Origin of the sequence: Parasphingorhabdus sp. (genome assembly GCF_039982395.1) — a bacterium.
Lineage (GTDB): Bacteria > Pseudomonadota > Alphaproteobacteria > Sphingomonadales > Sphingomonadaceae > Parasphingorhabdus.
The window spans coordinates 938,558-951,019 of sequence record NZ_JBDWYO010000001.1 but is presented as its reverse complement, the minus strand read 5'-3'; the positions used below and the strand labels follow the sequence as shown (position 1 = coordinate 951,019).

Annotated in this window: 13 protein-coding genes; 4 read left to right on the top strand and 9 right to left on the bottom strand. The window is 53.8% G+C overall.

The genetic code is table 11. The annotated features are described in order from the left end of the window. Window positions 1–20: 20 nt before the first annotated feature. The 6 genes from ABJV08_RS04790 to ABJV08_RS04765 form a co-directional block, all read right to left on the bottom strand. The gene (locus ABJV08_RS04790; RefSeq protein ID WP_348038494.1) at window positions 21–716 is read right to left on the bottom strand and encodes an amino acid racemase; all 696 of its coding nucleotides are present in this window, start codon (window positions 714–716) and stop codon (window positions 21–23) included. Window positions 717–818: 102 nt separating this feature from the next. Continuing rightward, the gene (locus ABJV08_RS04785; RefSeq protein WP_348038496.1) at window positions 819–944 is read right to left on the bottom strand and encodes a hypothetical protein; all 126 of its coding nucleotides are present in this window, start codon (window positions 942–944) and stop codon (window positions 819–821) included. A gap of 150 nt (window positions 945–1,094) precedes the next feature. Further along, window positions 1,095–2,570: an NAD(P)(+) transhydrogenase (Re/Si-specific) subunit beta gene (locus tag ABJV08_RS04780; RefSeq protein ID WP_348038498.1), complete on the bottom strand. Its 1,476-nt coding sequence runs from the start codon at window positions 2,568–2,570 to the stop codon at window positions 1,095–1,097. Further along, window positions 2,567–2,863 (bottom strand): NAD(P) transhydrogenase subunit alpha, encoded by a 297-nt coding sequence (locus ABJV08_RS04775; protein WP_066743604.1) that lies wholly within the window; start codon window positions 2,861–2,863, stop codon window positions 2,567–2,569. The genes ABJV08_RS04780 and ABJV08_RS04775 overlap by 4 nt, the downstream gene beginning before the upstream one ends. Further along, window positions 2,863–3,339, bottom strand: coding sequence for a hypothetical protein (locus ABJV08_RS04770; protein ID WP_348038500.1), 477 nt, complete (start codon window positions 3,337–3,339; stop codon window positions 2,863–2,865). The genes ABJV08_RS04775 and ABJV08_RS04770 overlap by 1 nt, the downstream gene beginning before the upstream one ends. Further along, the gene (locus ABJV08_RS04765) at window positions 3,336–4,463 is read right to left on the bottom strand and encodes a Re/Si-specific NAD(P)(+) transhydrogenase subunit alpha (protein WP_348038501.1); all 1,128 of its coding nucleotides are present in this window, start codon (window positions 4,461–4,463) and stop codon (window positions 3,336–3,338) included. The genes ABJV08_RS04770 and ABJV08_RS04765 overlap by 4 nt, the downstream gene beginning before the upstream one ends. A gap of 307 nt (window positions 4,464–4,770) precedes the next feature. On the opposite strand from ABJV08_RS04765, the gene ABJV08_RS04760 reads away from it, so the two are divergent. Further along, on the top strand, window positions 4,771–6,198 hold the full coding sequence (locus ABJV08_RS04760) for a sigma-54 dependent transcriptional regulator (protein WP_348038503.1): 1,428 nt from the start codon (window positions 4,771–4,773) through the stop codon (window positions 6,196–6,198). A 127-nt stretch (window positions 6,199–6,325) separates the two neighbouring features. Continuing rightward, window positions 6,326–6,931 (top strand): hypothetical protein, encoded by a 606-nt coding sequence (locus ABJV08_RS04755; RefSeq protein WP_348038504.1) that lies wholly within the window; start codon window positions 6,326–6,328, stop codon window positions 6,929–6,931. Window positions 6,932–6,938: 7 nt separating this feature from the next. Here the strand turns inward: ABJV08_RS04755 and ABJV08_RS04750 are convergent, their stop codons facing one another. Both ABJV08_RS04750 and ABJV08_RS04745 read right to left on the bottom strand, forming a co-directional pair. Beyond that, window positions 6,939–8,315 (bottom strand): DEAD/DEAH box helicase, encoded by a 1,377-nt coding sequence (locus ABJV08_RS04750; RefSeq protein WP_348038505.1) that lies wholly within the window; start codon window positions 8,313–8,315, stop codon window positions 6,939–6,941. Window positions 8,316–8,422: 107 nt separating this feature from the next. Next, entirely contained in the window at window positions 8,423–8,923 is a 501-nt protein-coding gene (locus ABJV08_RS04745) for a hypothetical protein (RefSeq protein ID WP_348038507.1), read from the bottom strand. Window positions 8,924–9,096: 173 nt separating this feature from the next. On the opposite strand from ABJV08_RS04745, the gene ABJV08_RS04740 reads away from it, so the two are divergent. Then, on the top strand, window positions 9,097–10,545 hold the full coding sequence (locus ABJV08_RS04740) for an FAD-binding oxidoreductase (protein ID WP_348038509.1): 1,449 nt from the start codon (window positions 9,097–9,099) through the stop codon (window positions 10,543–10,545). A 51-nt stretch (window positions 10,546–10,596) separates the two neighbouring features. Further along, the gene (locus ABJV08_RS04735) at window positions 10,597–11,382 is read left to right on the top strand and encodes a SapC family protein (protein WP_348038511.1); all 786 of its coding nucleotides are present in this window, start codon (window positions 10,597–10,599) and stop codon (window positions 11,380–11,382) included. Window positions 11,383–11,609: 227 nt separating this feature from the next. Here ABJV08_RS04735 and ABJV08_RS04730 read toward each other — a convergent pair whose 3' ends face one another. Further along, window positions 11,610–12,410, bottom strand: coding sequence for an N-formylglutamate amidohydrolase (locus ABJV08_RS04730; RefSeq protein ID WP_348038513.1), 801 nt, complete (start codon window positions 12,408–12,410; stop codon window positions 11,610–11,612). Window positions 12,411–12,462 lie beyond the last annotated feature (52 nt).

Genomic DNA, 12,462 nt, shown 5'->3' with positions numbered 1-12,462 from the left:
TGGTTTTTAGACTGTCAAAGCTAGGCTTCGGACAATATCCAATCCACTGCAGCATCGGCATGAATTTCGGTGCTGTCGTAGATCGGCAAGATATTCGCCTTGGTATCGACGATCAGATCAAGCTCAGTACAGCCCAATACGACCGCTTCGATCTCCATCTTGGCAATATTGGTGATATAGGTTTTCATCGTCCGTTCGGAATCGCGCTTGGCTTGATTGAACATCAATTCTTCGTAGATGATCCGGTCAATTTCCATGACCCGTTCTTCGTCGGGCGGCGATAATGTTATCCCTTTGCCAACCAGCCGCTTGCGATAAAAGCCTTCGGTCATCACGTTACGGGTCCCGATCAATGTCGCCGAAGCGATCCCATCGGCGACCATTTTTTCGCCCACACAGTCGGCGATATGCAGGATCGGAATGCCAACTTCCGGTTGCACCTGATCGTAGATTTTGTGCATCGCATTGGAGCAGATCAAAATCGCGGTCGCACCTGATTGTTCCAACCGCTTGGCCGACCGGGTCATCAAACCCGCTGCCGCATCCCAGTCATCATCAGACTGCAACCGGGCATAGTCACCATAGTTAACGCTTTCGATCAACATATGCGCGCTGGCAAAACCGCCTAACCGTTTCTGCACTTCGCTGTTGATCCGCTCATAATAGCTGGCGGTCGATACCCAGCTCATCCCGCCAATGAGGCCAATTTTCCGCATCTAAATATTAAATCCCTTGGCAAGCGGTGTACAATAACGCCACTCGAACAGCTCTAAAGGCTATGCGCTGCGGCACAAAAATACAAGTATTGTCAAAGGCGATCAATCGGACGCAATAGTCCGATCGCCCGAAAAGCCGTCCGTCGACTGTCCCGGGCTATGATAAGCAAGGAGAACCGCCAACGTCAAAACCGCCGTCAGTTTCAAATAGGGTCCGATGTCTTTCATTATATTCCATTCCTGGAACCCGCACATCACTCAATAGGCGGGTTCGTCGACTTCAATGAAATATAAATAGACCAAAATCGGCAGAATCCAGCGTCACATCCTGTATCGCACAAATCCTGTCCCCATTTGGCACAGTTGGGATGGCCGCCGCTACAGCGCTTTGACAATTTCCTCGCACATTTTCTTGGCATCAGAGAGCAGCATCATGGTCTGGTCCATATAGAAAACCTCATTATCAACCCCGGCATAGCCGACGCCGCCCATAGAGCGCTTGATGAAGAAAATTGTCTTGGCTTTCTCCACATCGAACACGGGCATGCCATAAATTGGCGATCCCTTGTCGGTTTTCGCCGCCGGGTTGACCACGTCATTGGCACCAATGATAAAAGCCACGTCGGCCTGGGCAAATTCGCTGTTGATATCCTCCAGTTCGAAGACCTCATCATAAGGCACATTCGCTTCGGCAAGCAGGACGTTCATATGACCCGGCATCCGGCCCGCGACCGGGTGGATGGCATATTTAACACCAACGCCAGCCTCTTTGAGCATATCGCCCATTTCACGCAAAGCATGCTGCGCCTGCGCAACGGCCATGCCATAGCCAGGAATGATGATCACATTTTCTGCCTGTTTCATCATATAGGCGGCATCTTCAGCAGACCCACGTTTCCATGGCCGGTCGATCTTCGTGGCGCCTTCCGTTGGCCCGCTTTCTGCGCCAAAGCCGCCCGCAATCACGCTAATGAAACTACGGTTCATGGCCTTGCACATGATGTAGGACAGAATAGCGCCCGACGAACCAACCAGCGCACCGGTGATGATCATGGCGGTATTGCCCAGAGTGAAACCCATGGCTGCTGCTGCCCAGCCGGAATAGCTGTTCAACATCGACACGACCACCGGCATATCTGCGCCGCCGATCGGAATGATCAGCAGGAAACCGATGAGAAAGCTGAGCCCGACAATGGTCCAGAAAATCGCTCCGGTACCGATGGTTGGCGCAATCGCAAAATAGGCGGTCAGGCCGATGATTCCGGCCAACACACCAAGATTGATGACATGGCGCATTGGCAACATGATCGGCGCACCGGACATATTGCCGTTGAGTTTCAGAAAGGCGATAACCGAACCAGAGAAGGTAATCGCACCAATCGCGACGCCGAGGCCCAGCTCAACACGGCTGACCGTTAAAATTTCACCCGTCGCATCCAAGATGCCAAAGGCACCGGGATTGAGATAGGCGGCAACACCGACCAACACAGCGGCCATACCAACCAGCGAGTGGAAGGCAGCAACCAGCTGTGGCATGTCGGTCATGGCGATACGGCGCGCGGTAAAGAAACCGATTGCGCCGCCAATGGCGATAGCGATGCCGATTTCCGGGAGGCTTGCGATGCTATGTGTCCACAAGGTTGTGACCACAGCGATCAACATGCCGACCATGCCAAAACGGTTGCCCGTACGGCTTGATTCCGGCGAAGACAGACCGCGCAGGGCGAGAATGAAGAGAACGCCGGCAACCAGATAAGCCGTCGCGACCCAAGGGTTCACCGCCTCACCAGAGGAGGCGAGCGCAGGGGTTGAGAATAGAAGCGCGGATGCGCCAATCAATGCATTTCGCATCATTTGCGCTCCTTCTTCTTGTACATTGCGAGCATCCGCTCGGTCACGGCAAAGCCGCCAAATATGTTTACGCTGGCGAGAACGACACCGACCAGTCCCAACCATTTGGCGGTCTGGCCGCCATCCGCCTGCGACCCTGCTGCCGCGGCAATCAGCGCACCCACGATGATCACCGAGGAGATCGCATTGGTTACCGCCATCAACGGCGTGTGCAAGGCCGGAGTCACCGACCAGACGACATAATAGCCCACAAAACAGGCCATCACGAAGATTGAGAGAATTGATATAAAGTCCATTATTCGTCCCCTTCCATACCCAGTCGGGTTAAGGCGACCTGCGCCGCACTCTTGATTCTTTCCAGTTGATTGCGAGCCATTGCCATTTCCATTTTAAAAACTTTAGCCTGCAGCTCCGTCGGGACTTCGGGATAGCTGCAATCGACGATAGATTGCCGCGCATAGGCATTTCTTCGACCGTCTTGCACCGCGATGTTCACGTCGAGTAGCAGCTGTGTATCTTGCATGGACGAGATGAAATTTTCAAAATCCCCTTCCCGTTCTGCAAGAACAGTCCGATATTTTTCCGGAGTCGCCGGAGGACAAGCCGGTTCCGTTAGGTCAAAATAGAAACGTATCTCATAGCGCAAATCCGTGCGTTCCGTTTGCGCTTCGAAAAGAACCGCAGGCGAGATAGATTCAGGTTGCGGACTGAACGCCAAGGCGGGCGCTGGCAAGCAGGCTAGCAAGGCTATCAGGCTAGAGCGGGTTTTCACGCCAACAAGCGCTCGTTTACGACCTTGCCATCTTTGGTGAGGCGGATCCCGATCGTTACTTCATCATCATCGGGCAACACCGGCCGCTTGGCCTCTTCATCCCAATATGCGCTGAGGAAATTGTATAGATTGCGAGAAAATAACGCGGAACTGTCCGCCGCCATGCTCGATGGCATATTGTTCGCGCCGATAATTTTGACGCCGTGTTTTTCAACAACCTTGCCAGCAACAGCGCCTTCGACATTGCCGCCCTGTTCAGCCGCCAGATCGACAATCACGCTGCCGGTTCGCATCGTTGCGATCTGCGCATCCGAAATCAGACGCGGCGCCGGACGGCCCGGAATCAACGCCGTGGTGATAACAATATCCTGCTTCGCGATATGAGAAGAAACCAGCTCGGCTTGCGCCTTCTGATATTCCTCGCTCATTTCGGTGGCATAGCCGCCAGTGCCTTCGCCTTCGATTCCTTCGACGCTTTCCACGAAAATCGGTTTTGCGCCGAGCGATTGAATCTGTTCCTTGGTCGCAGCCCGCACATCGGTTGCGCTGACCTGTGCGCCCAATCGTCTTGCTGTGGCGATCGCCTGCAATCCGGCAACGCCCACACCCATGACAAAACATTTGGCAGCCGATACCGTGCCAGCAGCCGTCATCATCATTGGGAAAGCGCGCCCGTAATGCGCCCCCGCTTCGAGCACTGCCTTATAACCCGACAGGTTCGACTGACTCGAAAGAATGTCCATGGATTGCGCGCGGGTGATCCGCGGCATGAATTCCATCGCTAGGGCATCAATCCCCAGCTTGGCATATTCATCGACCCGCTTGCGTTCACCGAAAGGATTGAGGCTGGCGACGAGCCAAGCCCCCTTCTTCATGCCTTTGAGCGATTTCGGGTCAGGGCCCTGAACGCCCAGAACAATATCCGCGTCTTTCAAGGCCGCGGCGCGTGTTCCGACCGTTGCCCCGATATCCTGATAGTCTTTGTCGGACACGGACGCAGACACGCCAGCGCCCTTTTCGACGGTCATTGAGGCACCCAAAGCGATAAATTTCTTAACCGTTTCTGGTGACGCGCTCACACGCTTCTCGCCCTCAGCGAGTTCCTTCAAAACCGCAATTTTCACAAAGCATTCCAATCAGTTAGGATATTAGAGCAACAACCAATATTGTTACCAGAACGGATCCAATCGTTCCAATTTTCAGCAACGACAAAAAGCCGCTATATGATTCTTCTGCCGGTCCCATATTGTTATTAGATGTCATGATTTCCCCATGTCTTTGTTCAAAATAGGCACTAGGTGTAACCCTATATTACTCGCCGCTCAAGACTTACCCACCGTCATTTTGAATAGAAAATATGATGGGCCCTTAATCGGCTCTTTACCGGTTGCCGCTAAGAATATGCTTCATTCTGGCACAATCGGGACAAAAATGGCGCAAAATGACACAAAATTACTGCTGCTGATCGATGATGAGCCTGCACAATGCCGTTTGATTTCCGCGCTGGCCTCACGGGCAGGGTTTCGCACAATCTATGCGCGAGACGCCGAAACCGCGATTGCAACCCTTGGCACGCAAGACGGCATGATGCTGGATGCGATCATCCTCGATCATTGGGTTCCTGGCTCGGAAGCCACTGATCTTATTACCGAACTCAAGTCCCGTCGTCCTGCCCTGCCGATCCTGATGCTCACCGCTGTTGGCTCGATTACCGAAGCTGTTGACGCCGTGCGCGCCGGTGCCACCGATTATTTGATCAAACCCGTCGCACCGGAATTGATGCTTAAGGCTCTCGATGCCGCGGTTGAATCATCGAAAGATGACGGCGAATTGCGCCCGCTGACCGAGAAAATTTCGGTTCCGCTTGAATTTGAAGAGATTGTTGGCGCTACGCCAGCCTTCCGCGCCGCATTGGCGATCGCCGCCAAGGCGGCCCGTGCCCGGGTTCCGGTGTTGATCGAGGGAGAAGGCGGCGTTGGCAAGGAAGTCATCGCCGATGCCATACATGCCGCCAGCCCCCGTTCCAAACTGCCTATGCTGAAGCTCAACTGTGGCGCGATCACTGGCAATTTGCTCGATTCGATCCTCTTCGGTCATGAGAAAGGCGCCTATACCGGTGCTTTCGATCGCAAGATTGGACTGCTGCAACAAGCCGAGGGTGGCACGATATTCCTGGATGAAGTTGATCGGATTCCACCCGAGACACAGGTTCGCTTGCTGCGTTTTCTGAAACATGGAGAAATCCAGCCGCTCGGCAGCCCGAACAGTTTTCAGCTCGACGTCCGGATCATTGCCGCCACCAATCGCAAATTGCAGCGCGAAGTCGAAAATGACAATTATCGGGAAGACCTCTATTATCAGATGAACGTTGTTCAGCTGACCATCCCCCCGCTGCGCGACCGGACCGGCGACATTCCTGCCTTGGCCCGACATTTTCTCGCGCGCCTGGCGCTTCAACCCGGCCTGCGCAGCCTGGGCATCACCGACGAAGCGCTCAATCTTTTGCGCAGCTACCGCTGGCCGGGAAATGTGCGCCAATTGCAAAGCGTGCTCTTTCGCGCGGCCGTTATGTGCGACCGCAATGCGCTCACTTGTGAGGAATTTCCGCAAATCGCATCCTTTGTGGCTGAATCCGGGGATGATGAATCGCACCTCATCGCCAGCCCAGAAGGCATCGGCATCACATTATATAGCGAGGATGGTAATTTGCGGCCGCTCGAAGAAATTGAAGCCGACGTGATCCGCCTTGCCATTGGCCATTATCGCGGCCGGATGACCGAAGTTGCGCGGCGTTTGGGCATCGGCCGTTCGACATTATACCGTAAGCTGGCTGATTTGGGCATTGATAACGCGGCATAATTCCAACGATGTCTGAAAGATCCTGTGTTGGATTTGACATTTTCGGCCATCTGTAATTGCAGCAAATCCAACCGAAATCCAACATCGCCATTGATGTTTGGCACCGCTGGTCTTAAGTCTTGCTGCTATGAAAAACATGCTTCCAACTCTTCCACTCGGTGCCGCTCTCACGCTCGCACTGCTCCTATCGGCCTGCGGAAAACAGGAAGCGGTGGGCGATGTTCCATCAAGCGAAGAGCTGGCACAACAAGCGGATGCCGCCAGTCAGGCCATTCGCGACGAAGCCGCCGAAGCCGACGGGGATGATGAGAAAGCGGCTGTCGATCTGGCCAGTTTAGACAGCTATACCAACGCATTACGCGGCTATACGATCCTGGTACCGGACGCCTGGAAAGCAGATGCAGCGGCCAGTGATGACAATGGCGGTACATTCGTCGACGCGGAAAGCAGCGCGAAACTGGCGGTGAGTTGGGTAGAGAATCGCGAAGACGCGGCTTGGAGCAAAACGGTTCAAGCGGTCGAAGACAGCAACGAAACCATGAATGGTGCAGCGGTTGGCGAAAATGAATATCGCGCCTCGGGCATTTTGACCGAAGGCGTGAAATCGAACCAGCGGATGCTCCGGAAACCGGATGGCACTATGGTACAAGCAGAAATCACCTATGCCGCCGATCAGGCCAAGGCGACAGACCCGCTGGCTTCAACGATATTGGATAGCCTCACCCTGCAATAGCAGAATCCTAACGGTCGAGCTTAGCGCCTAGAAAACTAGGCATCGGGCCGTTCCAGCCATCATCGGCTGTATCATTGTTACCGCCCTGCGCCACAGGTGGCTTTTCTTCGCGAACCTTTTCAGGGCGTGGCGGTTTCTTCGGAGCATCGTCCTGCCGAGGATTTTTTGGCCGATCATCCTGCCGGGGCGCTTTGGCCTTTGGTGCGTCCGGTTTTGCCGGTGCAGGCTTCGATGATGATTTTTCAGCCGGCTTGTTGCCTGCTTTGCCTTTACGTTCGGGGCGCACAGGAATTTTCATCCCCGTCAATTTTTGCACGCTCTCGACATGCTCGGCATCGCTGCGGGTTACAAATGTGATGGCGACGCCGGTTGCGCCTGCCCGGCCGGTCCGGCCGATCCGGTGGATATAATCGTCCGGATGCCATGGAATATCATAATTGACGACGTGACTGACGCCCTTGATATCCAGCCCGCGAGCAGCGACATCGGATGCGCATAAAATATTGATTTCACCGGATTTAAATCGTTCCAGCTCCGCCAGTCGCGAACTTTGATCCATATCACCATGGATCTGGCCGGCATCGAAACCATCTTTGCGCAGGCTTTGGCACAGATCCCGTACTTCGGTTTTGCGATTGCAGAAGATGATCGCTGTTTCGACGCCTTCATTGTCCAATATATCGACCAGCAATTTGCGTTTGCCCTTAGGAGCAATTTCAATCAGCGATTGATCGATCGAGGTATTGGCCGTTGCTGGTCGCGAGACCTCGATATATTTGGGATTGCTGAGAAACTGATCCGATAATTTCTTGATCGGCGGCGGCATTGTCGCGGAAAACAGCATCGTTTGGCGGGTAGAAGGCAATTTCGAGCAGATGGATTCGATATCAGGGATGAAACCCATATCGAGCATACGATCCGCTTCGTCGATCACCAGCAATTCGCAACCCGACATCAAAATCCGTCCGCGATCGAACAAATCCATCAACCGGCCTGGTGTGGCGATCAATACATCGACACCTTTCTCTAGGGACTTGATCTGGTCCCCCATGGAAACCCCGCCAATAAGCAGGGCCATGCTGAGATTATGATTTTTTCCATATTTTTCAAAGTTCTCGGCAACTTGCGCAGCCAATTCCCGAGTCGGCTCCAGAATGAGCGACCGCGGCATGCGCGCACGCGAGCGGCCATGGGCCAAGATATCGATCATCGGCAGCACAAAGCTTGCCGTTTTGCCGGTCCCGGTCTGAGCGATGCCAATGATGTCTTTCATCATCAGTACGGGAGGTATAGCCTGAGCCTGTATTGGCGTCGGCTCATCATAGCCAGCCTCGGCTACAGATTTCAGCAATTCTTCAGACAGGCCGATATCGGCAAATTTCATAGTGGTTCCGGAAAAATATAGGATGCACCTTGCATCCGGTCTCAGCCTCTCGGGCTGTGCCGGGCAATGATCGCATATCGCGATTTTGTCAAGCTTTCTCGCTTGATCTAGGGTTTAGGAACAAGTTCCCGAAACCGCTCAATCTCACATTTCGCCCCCGTGCGCGAGTGCAGGATATCGCGGCTGGCGCATATTCTGCCATCCTTGGTTTTCTCTACATAGAAACCCGAATAGAAGCTGCGGGCCTGACATTTGTCCTCGAGTTCCGCCCGAATTCGCCTGCGGTCTTTGGTAACAAGGTCAAGATATCGATCCGCAAACATCTGCACGCCCAATATATTGTTCATTGGCAGGCATTTTCCGATTTTCTTTTCGCGATATGTAATTTTCGGGGCCTCCCGAGAAAAATCGGCGCGCGGCGCCAATGGCCTCGCGCGTCGTCGAGGCACCCGAATGATCACCCGTTTTTCAATTCGAACTTGTGCATAGGAGATAGGGCGGGCCGGCACATAAGTCGCCGCCGCTTCTGTAGATACATCATCCACCGACTGCACCTCATGCGTATCTGGCACAGAGAGCAGCAATATTGCTGTAAGTGACAGGCTCACCAAAATCCCTTAACTAACCCTTGTCTTCGCTATATCAACGGCGATTGAATATTGCATGAACTGAGAAAATACCATCTATGGCAACTTGCAGCAATTTGTCCATCACGTCAGCGCAGTGATGATGGATATGAACCTTAGATGCAAAAAGATATGACCACGACCCAGGAGTGACAATGCCAGAAACAATGCAATGGCTGAAACAGATGGAATCTGTTGTGGGCGCAAAAGGGTTCACCAGTGCTGGTGATGATATGGCTCCCTGGCTGACCGACTGGCGCGGACGCTATACCGGCGCAGCAACAGCGATGATCTCTCCCGCGAACACGCGAGAGACATCAGAGATTCTGAAAATTGCGAATGAAAATGCCGTGGCCATCGTTCCACAGGGCGGAAATAGCGGCATGGTCGGCGGTGCAACACCCGATGACAGCGGGCACTCGATCCTCTTGTCACTCCGCCGGATGGACCAGATCCGTGCCATTGAGAGCGACGACCAGTTGGTTATCTGCGAAGCCGGCGTCATTCTGCAAAATCTACACGAAGCCCTTGCCGATGAAGGCCAAAGATTCCCGCTGACTCTGGGCGGCAAAGGCTCGGCCACAGTGGGCGGCCTCATTTCTACAAATGCCGGTGGCACGCAGGTGCTGCGCCACGGAACAATGCGGTCATTGGTTGTAGGGATTGAAGCCGTGCTACCCAACGGGGATATTTTCGAAGGGCTTGCGGCACTCAAAAAAGACAATCGCGGCTATGATCTGAAACAATTGTTCGTGGGGGGCGAAGGCACGTTGGGAGTGGTCACCGCCGCGACGTTGAAAAGCGTGCCTGCCTTAGTGGACCGATGCGTTGCGTGGGCTGGCGTTGAAAGCACCGATGCAGCCTATCAATTGTTCCAATTTCTCAATAGCCGGACCCCGCAATCGCTGGAAGGCTTTGAAATCATCCCGGCCTCCTGCCTGACATCAGTTTTACGCCACATCCCAGGCACCCGTCCGCCCCTAGAAGAATCTCATAGCTGGCATGTATTGATCGAAATCGTCCGCGATCAACCGGAAGCACAAGACCCCCGGTCGATCATTGAAAATCTGCTAGCAGAAGCACTGGAGCGCAATCTCATCGAGGATGCAACTCTCGCGGCCAGCGAGCAGCAAGCCGAGGATTTCTGGAAAATCAGAGATTCCATTGCCGAAGCGGAACGCGCGAATGGGCCCGCTTTGCAACATGACATCAGCGTTCCCGTCCCCGGCATGGCGAAATTCATCAACACAGCCTCGCCGGTCATCGAGGCAAAATTCCCCGGGACAGAAGTCGCTGCATTCGGCCATATGGGTGACGGCAATGTGCATTTTCACGTCAAGGCACCCGCAGGCGCAAAGGCGCAGGAATGGATGCGAGACTATAGCACTCAGATAACGCCGCTCGTCCATGACCTCGTCATTGCAGCCGGTGGTTCGATTTCAGCCGAGCACGGCATCGGGCAAAACAAGCGGACGGAACTGGGGCGACTATCGTCCGATGCGCGCCTCTCTATGCTGCGCGCGATAAAAATGGCGCTTGATCCAAAGAACATTATGAACCCGGGCAAACTCGTTCCTCTTGCGTCCAGCCAATCAGGCTCTTAAAGCGCAAGACAACTATTCGGTATCAACAGTAATTTTTCGGAGAATTTGACCATGGCGAGCACGCCGCAAGCGCAAGCACTACCAATGTTCTACAAGGACCTTGTCCCACTCAATTCCAAAGAACATGCGAAATGGAAAGTCAAAGGGCTCGACGATGCATCTTTCATGCAGTCCCAGCACGCCATACCGATCACCACAGAAGAATTTTCCAGCGCTTCGCGCAACTACCCGATTGTGTTTTCAGTCGGTGACAACAGCGTACCATTGATCCTGATGGGATTGAATGAAGGCGTTAACACCTTCATGAACGACGAAGGTCGTTTCAGCGAACCGGCTTATGTTCCAGCCTATGTCCGGCGCTACCCTTTCATGTTGGCCAAATTGAGCCCGGAAGCTGAAGAACTGTCGCTTTGCTTCGACCCGACAACAGATGCGATCGGCGAATATAAAGAAGGCGACGCTTTGTTTGACAAGGATCAACCAAGCGAAACGACCAAGAATATCCTGGATTTCTGCGAGCAGTTTGAACAGGCCGGTCAACGCACAGGCCAGTTTGTGCAAGAGCTTGAAAAACTGGAATTGCTGATGGATGGCGAAGTTTCCATCGAACAGAACGGCGTTGACAAGCCTTTTGTCTATCGTGGCTTCAAGATGGTCAACGAAGAAAAACTGCGTGACCTGCGCGGCGATGAACTTCGCAAGCTCAACCAGAACGGAATTTTGCCGTTGATCTATGCCCATCTCTTCTCCCTGCAATTGATGCGCGATGTGTTCGCAAGACAGGTCAGCGCCGGCAAGATGCCAGAAGTAACGGAAGTTCCTTCCGTTCAAGTCTGACCGGACGGCAGCCTGTTATCTCGCCCGGTTCAACTGAACCGGGCCAGTAGCAATCGAACAATAATCAACTGATTGGGACTTGCAACTCGTCCCAACAAGGCCCACATTGATGGTGTATGGGACCGCATCCCCCGATCGGTTCCCTGCAGGCATTTCTTCGAAATGCCACCTCCCTGAACCTTGGCCACCTCGCCTAACCGGCGAGGTGGTTTTTTATTGGAAGTCACTCATTCCGCCGCTTCCAGATGATGACGGCCAGACAATTGCTCGGCCAGCATCACGCAACAGTCGCGAATCAATTTCGCGACAGACCCGGCCGCTGGAATCGGCTCGCGCATGCTCTGGTCAAGATATAATGATCGATCCACCTCGAGTTGAAAGGCGTGAATATTCCTACCGGGGTTTCCGTGTCGCTCTAGAATATAGCCGCCCGCATAGGGGTGGTTGGTTTGGACGTGATGACCATGAAACCTTAGATGCTCAGCGACCAGTTCGGCATATCTCGAGTCGCAACTGCGCCCGAATCGGTCGCCGACAACAAACCCAATGGGGCGGCGGCTTTCATCGGACACCGATGGCATGCTGTGCAAGTCCAAGAGGAGCGCACAACCAAAGGCAGATTTAATCTGATCAAGAAGTTGCTCTACCATCAGATGATAGGGTTCATGATCTTGCTCGATTCGATCCATAACATGCCGGTGCTGCCATTTTTCTCGCCACAAGTCTCCGGCGCCATGCAGGCGACGCGGCAATATGCCCAATCCACCTCTGACTTTTCTACTCATCTGGGGGGTCTGCGCCCGATCCATCCCGGCCACCATATCCGGATCGATTTCGGAAGGGCTGCGGTTTAGGTCGACCCAAGCCCTTGGCTTTCTGGCAATAATCGACGGGAAACCGGAACCAATAGCGGAGGCCGCTAGCCGATCTGAATAGCGGTCTTCCAATCTGAGGAGATGGGACGCTGAAACATTCAGATTGTCGAGCAACTCGGACGGATACTCCCGGCCGGAGTGCGGTACGCTCACCAGCACCGGAAATTTTGGCCCGTCTACATTTGACAGAAAATACGGCGATCCC

What these genes read in the sequence shown, in the direction of transcription:
- ABJV08_RS04735 (WP_348038511.1), top strand. Translation starts at nt 10,597, where the DNA reads ATGGCGAGCACGCCGCAAGCGCAAGCACTACCAATGTTCTACAAGGAC.
- ABJV08_RS04760 (WP_348038503.1), top strand. Translation starts at nt 4,771, where the DNA reads ATGGCGCAAAATGACACAAAATTACTGCTGCTGATCGATGATGAGCCT.
- ABJV08_RS04790 (WP_348038494.1), bottom strand. Translation starts at nt 716, where the DNA reads ATGCGGAAAATTGGCCTCATTGGCGGGATGAGCTGGGTATCGACCGCC.
- ABJV08_RS04775 (WP_066743604.1), bottom strand. Translation starts at nt 2,863, where the DNA reads ATGGACTTTATATCAATTCTCTCAATCTTCGTGATGGCCTGTTTTGTG.
- ABJV08_RS04785 (WP_348038496.1), bottom strand. Translation starts at nt 944, where the DNA reads ATGAAAGACATCGGACCCTATTTGAAACTGACGGCGGTTTTGACGTTG.
- ABJV08_RS04750 (WP_348038505.1), bottom strand. Translation starts at nt 8,315, where the DNA reads ATGAAATTTGCCGATATCGGCCTGTCTGAAGAATTGCTGAAATCTGTA.
- ABJV08_RS04780 (WP_348038498.1), bottom strand. Translation starts at nt 2,570, where the DNA reads ATGATGCGAAATGCATTGATTGGCGCATCCGCGCTTCTATTCTCAACC.
- ABJV08_RS04740 (WP_348038509.1), top strand. Translation starts at nt 9,097, where the DNA reads ATGCCAGAAACAATGCAATGGCTGAAACAGATGGAATCTGTTGTGGGC.
- ABJV08_RS04755 (WP_348038504.1), top strand. Translation starts at nt 6,326, where the DNA reads ATGAAAAACATGCTTCCAACTCTTCCACTCGGTGCCGCTCTCACGCTC.